Below are 13,634 nucleotides of genomic sequence, written 5' to 3'. Positions count from 1 at the left end.
CGAGTCCTACTGTCCCTGCGTCGTCGTCTCTGTCCCCGTTGCCGTCTCCGTCGTCGTCTCCGAATCTTGCTCCACGTCGAGGAACCCCTGCATCCGGTAGTCGCCGTCCTCGAACCGCCACCACTGGTAGGTGCCCGGTACGTCGCCGTCCTCGTTCAAGTCGATGGACCCGGAGACGCCCGAGTAGTCGATCTGATCGCCGTTCTGAAGCGCCTGCTTGGCGGTCTCGAACGAGGAGACGGTCTCGCCCTCGGGGCGAGAGACGGGATAGATGGTCTCCCGGAGCGCCGAACTGTCGAACTCGTCGGCGGCCTCGATAGCGAGCGCCGACAGCATCGTCGCGTCGTAGGAGTAGGCCGCCCAGACCGACGGTTCGGTGTCGTGGCGGTCTCGGAACGCCGAGACGAACGACTCCCACGCGTCGCTCTCGGTCGGCGCGCTCGGCGTCGTGCCTATCATCCCGTTCAGCGCCCTCGCCGGAACGTTCTCCTTGATCGGTTCGGCGAGGGTACTCTCCGCGCCGACGTACTGCACCTGGTCTTTGAGTCCCATCTCGAACGCCTGGCGGGCCATCGTGGTGAACGACTCCGGATACGCGACGAACATGATCGCCTCGGGGTCGCCTTGGGACGCCTGATTGAGTTGCGGGCGATACGAGGCCTCTCCGGAGTTGTACGGTACCATGTTGGTGATGGTGCCGCCGCCCGCCTCGAAGCGCGACTTGAGGACGTCGGCGAAGCCCCGACCGTAGTCGTTGTTGACCAGTATGACAGCGGCCGACTCGATGCCCTCGTCGAGCGCCAACTGCGCCATCGCCGCGCCCTGAAACGCGTCGGAGGGCGCGGTCCGGAGGACGTAGCCGTCGTCGTCCAGCGTCGTAATCTGCGGACTGGTGCTGTGCGGACTCACCTGTACGACCTGATTCGGAATCGTGACCGAGCGCGCGATGGCGACGGTCACGCCGCTGGAGACGGCCCCTATCAACAGCGGGACGCCCTCCTGATTGACCAACTTCTGGGCCGCGCTGACGCCGGTTTGCGGCGCGCTGGCGGTGTCTTCGAGCGACACCTCCAACTCGCCGCCGTCCTTCAGTCCGGCCTCGTTCACGCGGTCGAGCGCGAGGTTCATCCCGCGTTCGTGACGCTGGCCGTACACCGCGAGGTCGCCGGAGTTCGACACTGCCGACCCGATTCTGTACGTCTGGCCCTGCTGGAGTAGTCCGGTCGTCGTCGCCGCGACGCCGCCCGCGCCGAGCGCCTTCAGCACTGACCGTCGTGTGGTACGTGTTTGCATTTCCCCCCACCATCGGGTTGGTCAACCCAATCCGCCTAATACGCTTCGGTGGTACGACAGGTTCGGGCCACGGGCGGGCGGATAAATCTCGGCTTACGTGTCACTCGGCGTCGAAAACGCGGGTACGCCGGGTTTCGTCGTTCTCTCTTCTCTCGACGCTCTCGCCGCCCAATTCATCTGCCGCGCGCTGGCGTGGCCCGCGGTCTTGGGTCACGCCCATGTGCGGGAGGGTCGAGTAGCGCAGCGGAGCGAGCAACGCAGTCGGGTGGGAAGGGTGTGGTCCGCGGTTGCGGTGCGGGTGCGGTATGATTGGCTCAAGGGGTAGCTAGCTTCTTTAGGATTAGAATTCGTCTCCTTGGCCGCTAAAGATGAGTCTAATAGTGCTTATAGATGGCTCTAACATTTCTATATCCATCTACTCAACCAAAAACCGATTACTGGAAATACATTTATATTATTTTGATACCTGAATTTAAGTGTTACAGATATTTACAGTGGTGTCAAAATAACTCATTCCTGGTTTTTAGGTCACTGAAACTGCACTACATAGCACTGTACACTAGAAAAGGTTACAAGAAGCTAGCTACCCCTTGAACCAAGGAGTACCGCCCCGCACAGCACCGCCAGAGCCACACCCTCCCCACCCGATTCCGCTTCTCGGCCACGGGCCTGCGATGCTCATCCCTCGCGCGCCTTGGCCCGGTCTCAAACCGCGAGACCGAGCCAGCACGCGCCGACCGCACCCCACGAGTGGAGACGAGTGCAAGAGACGGTTTGAAGAGCGAGTGCATGCCATGTCTCGAAGTCCAGTCCCGACCGCTTCCGGTCGCTCCACTCTCGAACCCCTAAGGCGCTCCTCACTGCTCTTGGGACGGCGTCGTGAACGGAATCGTCGCCACCGTGCGCTCGGTCACGGTCGCGGTGCGGACGATGAACGACAGCAGTATCGCGAGCGGGAGGAACGCCACCGTGACCGTCACGGGCAGTAGCAGGGGGAGCGAGTCGGTCAGCGCGGACCCCTGGTCGGCGGTGAACCCGAGGAGGACGACGACCGAAATCAACTCCGCGGGGAGTCCGGCGTAGAGCAGAATCCGCGACAGGGCCGACAGTTCCTCCTGCAGGTAGAGCGACTTGAAGTACTGGCGCGCCACGTCCACCTTCTGGAGGTGTTCGATGAGGTCGTCGAGCGCCTCCATCACCGACTCCGGCAGGTCGTCGCCGTGTCGCCAGCGAATCCGGCGAATCCGATTGATTTCGTTGGCGTAGTTGGTCGTCAGCGTGACCGACAGCACGTCGAACGTGCCGGCGCTCGAATCGTCGAGGAGGTCCACGACGCGGTCGGCGTGGTCGGTCAGCGACTTCACCACGTCGTCCACCGCCGAGCGCGTCTCTTCGCCCACCGCGCCGAACGTCATCCCGTCGATTCGTTCGGTCTCTTTGCGGGTGTTCTCGAAGAGGAGTTCGAGGAAGCCCTGGGGTTTCACCGGCGCGACTTCGCCCGCGTGGTCCTCTACCTCCTGTCGGTACTCGATGACGTTCCGAATCTCGGATTCGAGCTCCCCCGGCGAGTGGAACGCTCGCCCGAGGAGCAACTGGTTGATGGACACCACGACCGTAATCAGCGTGAGATTCCCGCTGATTAGCGCGCTGAACACGTAGTACATCGGCTGAGTGCGTTCCATCGGAACCCATCCGAGTCGCTCGACCGCGACCAGTACGGCGAGAACCACCACCAGCACGCCGCCAGCGACTACCAGCCGATTCCCGTCGAGGAGCAACCACTCCCGTAGCCTCTCTTTCTTCTCGACCAGCCTCGAACTGCCGCCGGACGACTCGCTACCACCGAACGACCCACCACCGTCTGACGACTCACCACTGCCGAACGATTCGGTCTCGTCGTCCCTACTCATTCCACGTCGGGTACGACAGTGAGACGGAAAACACTGTGTGCCGGAGGGGACGCCGGCCGGTCGCTCAGTTCCGCAACCGGGCGATCACCACTGCGGCCAGCAGGGCGACGACCGCCGCACCGACGCCGAACCCGGGGACGTTAGGGGCCTCGTTGCCGAGGACGCCGTCGTCCTCGGCCGCCGTCACGCCGAGAGTCGCCGTCTTCCCCTCGACGTCGACCGTGTAGTTCCCGGCCGCGTTCACCTGCCGGACGAAGGTGACTTCGGCCGTCTCGCCCGCGGGCACCGTCACGTTCCGGGTCGCCAACTCCTCGCCGAACATGGTCAGCGTCACCGCCTGCTCGCCCGCTTCGCCGCCGGTGTTCTCGACCGTGGCCGTGATTTCGACCTGCTCGCCCGCCGCGATGGTCGAACCGTTCAGCGACACGTCCACGACCGACGTGTCGGCAGGAATCGTCTCCTTGACGGTGAGACTCCCGGCCGAGGTGTCGCCGACCGCGACGTCGTAGCTACCGGGCGACGGGGCGGTCCCCGAGAGCGTCACGTTGGCCGACTCGCCCGCGGCCACCTCGACCGTCTCGGAGGCGATAGTACTTCCGTCGAGCGTGAGGTTCACCGTCGCGCTCCGGTCCGCAGTTCCGGTGTTCTCGACAGTCGCGTTCACGGTCACGTCGTCGCCGGTCGCCACGGTGTCGCTGGCTAGCCCGGCGTCGGCGACCGAGAGCGGTCGATTCGCCCCGACCGCGAGCGTCCCGAGTCGGCCGGTCGTTGCCTTCAGTCGGAAGGCGTCGTCGGTCGGTTCCACGACGGTCGCGTCGAGTCGTTCCCACCCGGCGTCGTACCGGTAGACCGCCACGTCGTTCCCGGACGCGAGCGGGCCGAGCGCGGACCGCTGGACCGTGAACTCGACCGTCGCGTTCTCGATCTGGGTGTCGAGATACTGCGAGTCGAGTTCGAGATACGCCAGCGTCTCGTCGGTCGAGTCGAGGGGTGTGGCGTCGTCGGGCGCGTCGGCGCTCGCCGACCCCTCGAACACGACGTGGGTGTCGTCGCGCGAGACGTCCACCGCCACGGTCCGGAAGTCGACTCCGGTCCGGTTGGCCACGCCACCGGCGTCGAGGTCGGCCTTGATGGTCTCGTCGCTCCGGGCGTTGCGCACGTCGATGGCCACGCTGTTCGCGCCGGTCCGTTCGGTCTGGGTGACGACCGGCGGCGGGCCGAGGCTGGTCGAACCGCCACCACCGCCGCCACCGCCGCCACCGCCGCCACCGGTCGCGGCCTTCTCCTCGGACTCGACTTCGATACTGGCCGACGCGTCGTCGGTGTTCCCGTCGTCGTCCACGACCGTCACGACCGGGTCGTAACTCCCGGAACTCCCGTACTCGTGGGTCACCGTCGCGTTGCTGGTGGTGGTCTCGTCGACCGAACCGTTCCCGTCGAAGTCCCACCGATACTCGACGATTTCGCCGAGTTCGTCGGTCGAGTTGCTCGCGTCGAGCGTCACCGTCTCTCCAGTGCGGGTCTCGCCCGGCACCGAGAGTTCCGCGTTCGGCCTGTCGGTGACTTCTATCGGAACCCGGCCGGTCGCCGCCGCTCGGCCGGAGGCGTCCCTGACCACGAGTTGGACGGTGGCGGGTTCGGTGCTGTCGAACGTGTAGCTCGCGCTCGCACCGTTTCGCTGGTCTGCGCTCCCCGCCTGCCGGAACGTCCACGTGTAGGTGAGCGACCTGTCGCTGTTGTCGGTGGCCTCTGCGGACACTTCGACGGTCTCGCTCACGGACGTTTCGTTCGGAATGGAGTAACTCGTGATGTTGGGGTCGCTCCCGTTCGTGACGGTGACGGCCACGCCGTCGGTGTCGGTGTTGCCGTTGTTGTCCGTGACGGTCAGGTTGATCCGATAGTCGCCCGGCGAACCGAACGTGACGTTGGCTTCGGGGTCGCTCGGGTCGGCGTCGTCCACGTTACCGCCGGGGGCGCTCCACTCGTAGGATTCGACGCTCCCGTGTTCGTCGCTGCTCTCGCTCCCGTCGAGGATTATCGGCGCTCCGGCCTCGACTTCCGTGGGGTTCGCCTCGGCACTCGCGTTCGGGTCGTCCTCGGCCACGATAGTCACCGTCTTGGTCACGTTGGCGGTCTTTCCAGTTCGGTCGGCCACGGTCAGGGTCACGTCGTAATCGCCCGGCGAGTCGAAAGCGTGCGGGACTCGCTCGCCGCTCTTCGACGTTCCGTTGATGGTCCACTCGTAACTGTCGGCGAGCGCCACGTTGTCGGAACTGGCCGACCCGTTGAGGGTGATGGTCTCGCCGACGACGTGGTACTCGCTGTCGCCCACGTCGTCGTCGACGGTGAAGTCGGCGGTCGGCGGTTCACTGGCCTTCACCTCGACCGTCGTTGACGCCGTCACGTTCTGGCCGTCGGCGGACATCGTCACGGTCACCTGCTCGCTTCCGGCGCTCTCGTAGGTGCGCGTGAACCGCGGACTCTGCGTGGTGTTGTCCGTCTCGCCGTCGCCGTCGAAGTCCCACCGGAACTCGTCCGCGCTATCGTCGGCGGTGAACGTCACGCTCTGGCCTGCTTCGATGGTGTCCGCGTCGGCGTCGACGTTCGCGTCGAGGCACTCGGCACCGCGCTCGATGATGACTGGCTGGTCCATCTGGAGGTCTTTCATCTCGCCGTCCACGTCGTCGTGGCCCGCGTTGTGGCGCACGGCCCAACGCTGGATGTCGCCGGTGAACTCGGCGTCGATAGTGACGTTCTCGCCCTCTTCGAGGTTGTGGAAGCCGCGGTACGCGCCGCCGTCGGTTCCGTTGTGGCCCCACTCCCAGTGGATGTCGAAGTAACCGCCGTCGAACGCGCGGAGGGGTTCGAATTCGGTGCTGTTCTCCGCGAGTTCGCGGTGACCGTATCGGGTACCGCTCCCGTCCACGTACCTGTCGTCGATCTCCTCGCGGGGGTACATGTCGTCGATGTACGCCCACTCGCCCGACGGCAGGTCGTCGAAGGTCCAGTCGGCCGTGCCGCCGCCGGGGGACGGTTCGAGGAATCCTTCGTGGGGACCGTGTACCCCGTTGTACGGGCTGTGCGACGAGGTGCCGGTCTCCTCGTACAGCCGGTCGTGACGGATGACGAGGCTCACCTCGCCGTTCGGGTTCTCGTAGAAGAACAGGTGGCTCTCGCCGTTCGCCGACCAGTTGTACTTGCCGTAGGTCGCGTACTCCCAGTCCTCGTTTCGGTACTGGTCGTTGAGATACGGCGCGTAGTAGCTAGTCTGTCCTTGCCCGTCGTCCCGGTATCGGTAGTCCATCTGGGACTCGATGGACTCGAACCCGTTCCAGTCGGGATCCCTGTAGTCCCCGTACACGTCCGCTTCCGGCGGCCCCGGGTAGTACTCCAGTTCGCCCCGGACCTCGACCTCCGGTACCATCTTCGGGTGGTCGTAGGAGTACGGCTTCACCTCGTAACAGACCGACGTACCGGGTTGCTTGACGGTGTACACCGGCGAACCGTCGTGGTCTGCGCTCGCCGTTCCAACCAGTCCCGCGATGCCGGGCGGGAGCGCCGACGTGACTAACAGCACCGTCAGCGCGAGACTCAGAATCGTGGTTCTATCGGTGTTCATCTCGTTGCTATCGGTCCGTATTCCGGTATTTCCCTTTGTTATGGACTCTCTGCGGCGTCTTCTACAGAATGCTACGCCCGTGTAAACGAGTCGTAACTGTCGCTCACCGACGACGTACCGACGGGTAGCCGCGGCCTATCCCGGCACGCTGTTGTTCTGGCTCCCGCGGGCGGTCACGAAGTCCCGTCGGTTCTCACGCATCTCGTTGCCCCGGATGCGGTTGTCGTCGGACGCCAGCAGCGAGACCCCGCGCAAGTTCTCGACCACGCGACTCTCCGCGACCAGATTCCCGTCGCTCTCGATGAGCAGGACCCCGTCCCGGTTGCCCGACGCGACGTTGCGCCGGAGGCGGTTCCCGTCGCTGTTCCGGAGGCGGAACCCGACCGCGTTGTCCGCCGCGTCGTTGCCCCGGAGCGTGTTGTTCGTCGCTCCGTCGGCGAGAAACGCGCCGTAGAACCGATTCGTGAGTCGGAGGTCGGCGACCACGTTTCCGTCGGCGGCCGAGAGCCAGACGCCCGCGATTCGGTTCCCGGTCGCCGACCCGCCGACGACGCGATTGCCCGACGCGCCGACCGCGACGACGCCGTACTCGTTGTCCCGCGCCGTCACGTTCCGGACCGCGTTCCCCGACGAGTCGGCCGCGAGGTGGACGCCGAACAGCGCGTTTCCGGCGACCGTGACGTTCGCCGCGACGTTCCCGTCGCTGTCGTCCAGTAGCGAGACGCCGTGAACCGCGTTGTCGGTCGCACGCACGTCGGCGAGTCGATTCTCGCTCGCGCTCAGCAGTCTGACGCCGACTCTACTCTCTGCGGCGGTCACGTTCGACAGCGTGCCGCGGTCGGCCTCGGTCAGTCGCACGGCGTCGTCCCAGTCGGTGACGGTGAGGTTCCGAACGGTGACGTTCGAGACCGCGCGCGCCCACGTCCCGACCGTGACCCCCGCGGTGCCGAAAGCTCCTCGTCCGTCCACGAGGTGGCCCCTTCCAGCGAGTTCTACGTCGCTCACCCGAACTCGAATGCACTGCCCGGCCGAGACGTTCCGGAGGTCGGTCGAGAGCGCGTACCGGCCCGGTTCGTCGATGGTCGTGCAGGAGTCGATACTCCTCGCCGACTGGTCGGCGTCGGTCCCGGCCGAGGCAGTCGCCGCTGGCACGGGCGGTACGACCAGAATCAGGAGACCGAAGACGACGAGCGCGCGGTGCATACACCCAGTTCCATCCCGGAACCCCTCGTTATTCGGCCGTTCTCCACGCGTAACCCGGATTATCGACGGCGGAACTCGCTCACGGCGTGCGGTCCTCGACCGCCTCGGCGCTCTGCTCGGTCACGCGAACTCCCTTCGCCGAGAGGTGTTGCATTCGTCGTCGCGCGAAGTCCTCCTCGGTCGTGCCGCGCGTGGCGAGGACGTACAGTCGGGCGTTTCCGGTCGGGCGCATCGTCCGGCCGGCGCGCTGTGCGCCCTGTCGCCGGGACCCGCCGAGTCCGGAGGCCACGATAGCCAGTTCGGCGTCCGGCAGGTCGATGCCCTCGTCGCCGACGCGAGAGACGACCAAGGTGTCGCGCTCGCCCGACTTGAACTCCTGTAGCAGGTGCTGGCGCCGGGCGTGGCGCATCTCGCCCGAGATGAACGGGACGTTGAGCGCCTCGGCCAACTCGTCGCCCTGGTCGAGGTACTCCACGAATATCAGCGTCTTCGCGTGGGGGTGTTTGGCGCGCAGGTGTCGGATTTCCTCGACCTTCGCGGGGTTGCTCGCCGCGATTTGGCGCTTCTCGTGGCCGTCGGCGGTTCCGTACTCGTGGCGGTAGGTCTCGTCGTCCCACGGGACGTAGCGAATCTGAACCTCGGGTTCCTGGACGTATCCGGCCTCGAAGAGCGCGTCCCAGTCGGTGCCGATGGGCGGGCCGATGAGGGTGAAGATCTCCTCTTCCTTGTCGTCCTCGCGGACCGGCGTGGCCGAGAGGCCCAGTCTGTGCTTGCTCTGAAGTTCCGCGGACCGTCTGAAGACCCGAGACGGAACGTGATGAACTTCGTCGTAGACGATCAACCCCCACTCGCGCTGGTCGAACAGTTGTCGGTGGCGGTCCATCCCGGCGGTCTGGTAGGTCGCGATGGTGACGGGGCGAACATCCTTGGTGCCGCCGTGGTACTCGCCGATTTGGTCGGGCGAGAGGGTGGTGTGGGCGAGCAGTTCGTCGTGCCACTGGCTGGCGAGCTCCCTGCCCGGCACCAGAATCAGGGTCTCGCCGCCGACGGCCTCTATCGCGCCCATTCCGGCCACCGTCTTCCCGCTCCCCGGCGGACCGACGAGGACGCCCGACTTGGTCTGGACGAACTGGTTGACCCACTCCTGCTGGTAGTCCCGGAGTTGGAGGCTCAGGCTCACGTCCAGTTCCTCGCCGGTTTCCAGGTCGCGCTCGTCGCGCACGGGGTATCCGGCCTCGTAGAGGATTCGCTTCACCTCGGCGACCGACTCCGCGGCGACCCAGCTTTCGGTGTCAGAGAGCGGGGCGCGCAACTGGCCGTCGTCCAACTTCTGGCGCGCGACGTTGCCCATCAGGTCCTCGCTCGCGGCTTCGAGGACGACGTAGCCGTCCTCCTCGTCCGTTCGGAGGACGAACTGGCGGGCGCGCTTCCACTGGCTCTCTATCCACTCTTCGAGGTGCGGCGACCGGTCGGGAAGCACGTCTCGGACGGTCCCGAGCAGGTCCCCGAAGTCGTCGAACGGAGCGGCCCACACGTCCTCCTGGCGAATCTCGTACATGTAGCCGCCGTCGCGCGTGGTGTCCACGAGGTGGGCGAACTGCGAGAGTTGCGCGCGGGTGAACTGGCTCGGTTGGTCTACGACCAACTCGCGGCGCTTCGGAAAGACGACCACGCGCTCGCGGTCGGCCAGTTTCCCCCAGTCGGTGGGGTACCAGACCACGGGGTCGTTCGACACGTCGAGTCGCTCGACGCCCACGCCCTCCGCGAGGCCCGAGAGCGCGTCGTCGGTCTCGGCCTGCGAGCGGTCGAGCGCGCGCGCCACCTCCTCGGCGGTGACGACGGGCCGCTCGAACTGCTCGACGGCGTCGTGGAACGCCTCTACGTCCAGGCTCCCGGCGCTCTCGCTCGTCCGGTCGTCGGTTTTCGGGTCGTCGCTCTCGGTGTCGCCGACGCAGTCCTCGGGGTCGGTCATCGGACCGCATTAGGGGCATGGTATATAAACGGGTTTTGCTACAAAAGCCGATCAATTTCCATTGAATCCGACCTTGTTTTTCCAACAGATGGCCACAAGTTTTATCTCTGTAGGTTGACAATCAGAGTAAGCTTTGAGTAGTGGGGGTTTGTCGGGGCAGATATGAATACGGGAATTACGGCCATCGAACGCTGTGCGTACTGCCGGGAGTACGTTCCGATAACGGTCTTGCCGGTCGCTCCGGACGACGGGCCGATTTCGGCCGAGGTGGCCGTTTGCGAGGAGTGCCGAACCGACGGACGCTGACGCGGTACGAACGACGGACGTTGATGCGTCTCGGCCGGTTCCTGCTCGGTCGAGACGCGCCCGAGTCGTGGGTCGTTAGCGCCCGCCAGCGACGCTTCGCCGGGTTCTTTCCCCGGCGTCTCTCTCGTCCGACGTCGCTCGACCGGTGGCGCTCGTCCGGTGTCTCTCTCGCCCGGCGCTACCGGCCGTTTAGCCCGCACTTACTCTTTCGTTTGCAACTGTTGACGGTCGAACTGGCAAGAGGGTATAACTACCCGTCCGTCGTTGCCGAAACCATGACTCTTCGAGGCGTACGCACGCTCGGCGTTCTCGTCGTCGCGTTCGGACTCGTGGTCGGCGGTGGCACGGTGCTGACGACTGCGGTCCCGTTCGGCGCGGCGACGGAGACCGATGCCGACCAGTCGGCGACCCAGATCGACTCCTGCACGACCATCGACGAACCCGGCACCTACGTCCTGACCAGCGACATCGACAACGGCGGCAAGACGCCCATCTCGGAGGCCTGCATCGAAATCACCGCCGACGACGTGACGTTCGACGGCGACGGCCACCTCGTAGACGGCAGAGGCGAGAGTCACACCAAGGGTATCGTCGTCGCCGACGCAGAGGGTGTCACGATTCGGAACGTGGCGGTGGACGACTGGCACGTGGGCGTCCTCGTCACGGGCGGGTCGGCGACGGTCCAGAACGTCGAAACCTACTCGAACGCCTACGGCGTCCGACTGGAGAACGCCACCGAGGTAACGGTCGAAAACAGCACCATATCGGACAACCTCGTCGGCATCTCGGCCCCGGGCGAGAACGTGACGCTCTCGAACAACGAGTTCTCGGACAACGAAATCGAAATCAAGCGCGAGGAGTGAGTGCGACGACCGAGTTACTTCGTTCACGACGCCCGTGCGTGTTGGCGCAACCGCGCCGCGCACGAGCAGCGCGTTCTCGTACCCTACTAGACGTTCTTTAAAGAAATACATTTGATTACATTAGAATTATATATATGTCTCTGAGCGTCCTGACGGTTGCGTTCGACGGAAGAGAGTCCCCGGCGCGTGCCGGCGTCATCGTGGAGACGAGATTGGGGAGACGTGAGATTCGCGGTCGCCGTGGGGTGCTGTGCGGTCTGGCCGACTCGCGGAGTAGCTAGCTCCCTCCTGCTTCCGTCTCTTGCTCGCGTAATCGCCACTACCGAATCCCAGACGGTGGGGCGCGCCGAAGAGCGGAAACCACCCCGAATCCGTCGGTTTAAACGGTCCCTAATCCCCCTCGTACTCCGACGACCACCGACCGGATTCCACCGACGCGGGCGAAGCGCGACTGGGATTTTAAGTCGGCCGACTGCGTACACCCTCGCCATGTCCGAAAGCCTGTTCGACACCACGTTTCGCGTCGGCGAAGTTCTCGACGCGGAGTCGTTCCCCGAGACGAACAAGCCCGAGATGGCGAAGTTGCAAATCGACCTCGGCGACGAGGAGGTCCAGTCGGTCGCCCAGACGGGGTACAACTACGACCCCGCGGACCTCGTGGGTCGGCAGGTCCTCTGCGCGACGAACCTCGGGTCGGTCCGCATCGCGGGCGAGAAGTCCGAAGTGCTGACCGTCGGCGTGCCGGACGAGGAGGGCCATCCGGTTCTGGTCGGTCCCGACGAGGACGTACCGCTCGGCGGGAAACTGTACTGAACTCCCTGTTCGACGGCAACCCGACGAAAACTCAGTTCCCGCCGAACGCGTGACGTTTGACCTTCGCCGCCCACTCGGGCCACTCGCGGCGCTGGTCGACTTCGACTTCGGCGTCGCCAGACATCGCCTTGATGGCCTTGGCGTCGGCCTCGTTCCAGACTGCGCCGTCCTCGTGGAACAGGCCGTTGATGATGCCGCGCTTGCGCATGTACCGGACGTAGGCCGGTTTCACCATCAGCGACCAGAAGAAGTTGCTGACGCCGTGCTGGTGGACGACCGGCGCGATGGAGGCGTAGTCGGGTTGCCACTCGTCCACCGTCTCGCTGCTTCCCCAACCGTAGTTGGCGACGCGTTGCCACTCGCTCAGGTAGACCGGCATGTCGAGGTCCTCGCCGAGTTGGACGGCGTCCGGGAGCAGGTCGTGGTACACGTCGCGGTTGCTCGGGAAGTTGTAGTGGAACTGGAGCACGTCGGACCCCCAATCGACGTAGTCCGCGTTGTTGGCGAGACTGGTCGAACCCACGGTCAACGGGACCGACCCGCGATTCTTCGCCATCGTCTCGAACATCCCCTTGGCGAATCGCTTCATGTTCGGGAGCCACCCCGGTTCGTTCATCGACTCGATGGCGAGCAGGCGGTCGTCGTCCCGCCACCGCTTCATGAACCACCGGACGTACTCCCGCGGTCCATCCCACTTGCTGCGGTTCTGGATGACTTCGCTCGACGGCGACTGGACCGGCGGGGCGGTCAGCGGGTCGGTGTTGTGGAGGTTGTGCTCGGTAGGTTCCTTGCCGACGCTCTCGAAGAGCCCGAACAACACTCGTATCCCTCTCTCGTCGGCCGCCGTCAGAAAGTGTTCGACGGCCTGCTCCAACTTCCTGGAGTCTTCGACCCACTGCTCGTAGCTGACCCACGTCCGAATGGCGTTGATGTTGATCTGTTCGGCGTAACCGAGGTCGCGCTCGATGACCTGCTCGTCGTACTCGTGCCACATCTGGAAGGTGTTCCACGCCCGCGAGGGGACGTAGAGCGCACCCCGGACGTCTACCGGTTCGGCGTTGGCCTGCGCCATCTCCTCGGTCGTCGTGTCCGGAGTGGTCGATTCCGGGGGTCGGCTTCCCCCGCCGTCGGTGCCGCTCTGCTGTCGCCGATTGCCAGTCGGTGCGGCGCACCCCGCAATCCCCGCGAGTCCGGCCGATACGCTAGTCCCCAGAAACTGCCGACGAGTGTGCCGACGGTTCATTGAAGCCTGCCACGACATCATCTGGTGTAAAAGTGTGCTTACGTTGCACGACAGGTTCCGGCTTACGCACCGTATAACGCCGTATTTCCCCGAAGACGTGAGAACTGCGACTACCGCGGCCCCCGGAAGACGATTTCGGCGTCGCACGCCGGACAGACGCCGCGGTCGGCGTCGAACTCGGTCTGGCAGAACGAGCAGACGTGTTCGTCGTCGCGGTCCGAGTCGGTGGGTCCGGAGCCGTCGGTCTCGGAGTCGGTTCGGCCCGCCGTAGTGTCGGTAGATTCGCTCACAGAGGACTGCGCCGCGCCGTCGGGCCGAGAGTCGGCCGTCGCCCGCGATTGGTCGTCCTGACGTGTGCGTTCGTCGTCGCCTCGCAGTCCGCGCGTTATGTCTTTCAGGTCCATGCCATCGG

Annotated in this window: 10 protein-coding genes; 3 read left to right on the top strand and 7 right to left on the bottom strand. The window is 65.2% G+C overall.

Annotated features, from left to right (window positions below; genetic code table 11):
- Nucleotides 1–6: 6 nt before the first annotated feature.
- From E2484_RS16050 to E2484_RS16030, 5 genes are all read right to left on the bottom strand, one after another.
- Nucleotides 7–1,293, bottom strand: a complete 1,287-nt coding sequence (locus E2484_RS16050; RefSeq protein ID WP_137286364.1) for an ABC transporter substrate-binding protein — start codon at nt 1,291–1,293, stop codon at nt 7–9.
- An 857-nt stretch (nt 1,294–2,150) separates the two neighbouring features.
- Complete coding sequence (locus tag E2484_RS16045) at nt 2,151–3,203, bottom strand: hypothetical protein (RefSeq protein WP_321112676.1); 1,053 nt, start codon at nt 3,201–3,203, stop codon at nt 2,151–2,153.
- Between the two features lie 64 nt (nt 3,204–3,267).
- Entirely contained in the window at nt 3,268–6,822 is a 3,555-nt protein-coding gene (locus tag E2484_RS16040; protein WP_137286192.1) for a PKD domain-containing protein, read from the bottom strand.
- A 135-nt stretch (nt 6,823–6,957) separates the two neighbouring features.
- Nucleotides 6,958–8,025 (bottom strand): right-handed parallel beta-helix repeat-containing protein, encoded by a 1,068-nt coding sequence (locus E2484_RS16035; RefSeq protein WP_137286191.1) that lies wholly within the window; start codon nt 8,023–8,025, stop codon nt 6,958–6,960.
- A 79-nt stretch (nt 8,026–8,104) separates the two neighbouring features.
- Nucleotides 8,105–9,997: a DEAD/DEAH box helicase gene (locus E2484_RS16030; protein ID WP_137286190.1), complete on the bottom strand. Its 1,893-nt coding sequence runs from the start codon at nt 9,995–9,997 to the stop codon at nt 8,105–8,107.
- Between the two features lie 162 nt (nt 9,998–10,159).
- Between E2484_RS16030 and E2484_RS25085 the strand changes: the two genes are divergently transcribed.
- The 3 genes from E2484_RS25085 to E2484_RS16020 all read left to right on the top strand — a co-directional run bounded on the left by E2484_RS25085 (nt 10,160) and on the right by E2484_RS16020 (nt 11,979).
- Nucleotides 10,160–10,303 carry a hypothetical protein gene (locus E2484_RS25085; RefSeq protein WP_170977382.1) on the top strand — a complete coding sequence of 48 codons (144 nt, stop codon included), beginning with the start codon at nt 10,160–10,162 and terminating at the stop codon, nt 10,301–10,303.
- 275 nt (nt 10,304–10,578) lie between these two features.
- Complete coding sequence (locus tag E2484_RS16025; protein WP_170977381.1) at nt 10,579–11,166, top strand: right-handed parallel beta-helix repeat-containing protein; 588 nt, start codon at nt 10,579–10,581, stop codon at nt 11,164–11,166.
- Nucleotides 11,167–11,655: 489 nt separating this feature from the next.
- On the top strand, nt 11,656–11,979 hold the full coding sequence (locus E2484_RS16020; protein WP_137286188.1) for a tRNA-binding protein: 324 nt from the start codon (nt 11,656–11,658) through the stop codon (nt 11,977–11,979).
- A 31-nt stretch (nt 11,980–12,010) separates the two neighbouring features.
- On the opposite strand, the gene E2484_RS16015 is transcribed toward E2484_RS16020, so the two are convergent.
- Both E2484_RS16015 and E2484_RS16010 read right to left on the bottom strand, forming a co-directional pair.
- A complete protein-coding gene (locus E2484_RS16015) occupies nt 12,011–13,222 on the bottom strand; it encodes a glycoside hydrolase 5 family protein (protein WP_321112675.1) in 1,212 nt (403 codons plus the stop codon).
- Between the two features lie 110 nt (nt 13,223–13,332).
- Nucleotides 13,333–13,626, bottom strand: a complete 294-nt coding sequence (locus tag E2484_RS16010) for a hypothetical protein (RefSeq protein ID WP_137286187.1) — start codon at nt 13,624–13,626, stop codon at nt 13,333–13,335.
- Between the last annotated feature and the right edge of the window lie 8 nt (nt 13,627–13,634).

This window comes from Halorussus salinisoli, assembly GCA_005239435.1.
Lineage (GTDB): Archaea > Halobacteriota > Halobacteria > Halobacteriales > Haladaptataceae > Halorussus > Halorussus salinisoli.
This window is presented reverse-complemented; position numbering and strand designations above follow the sequence as displayed.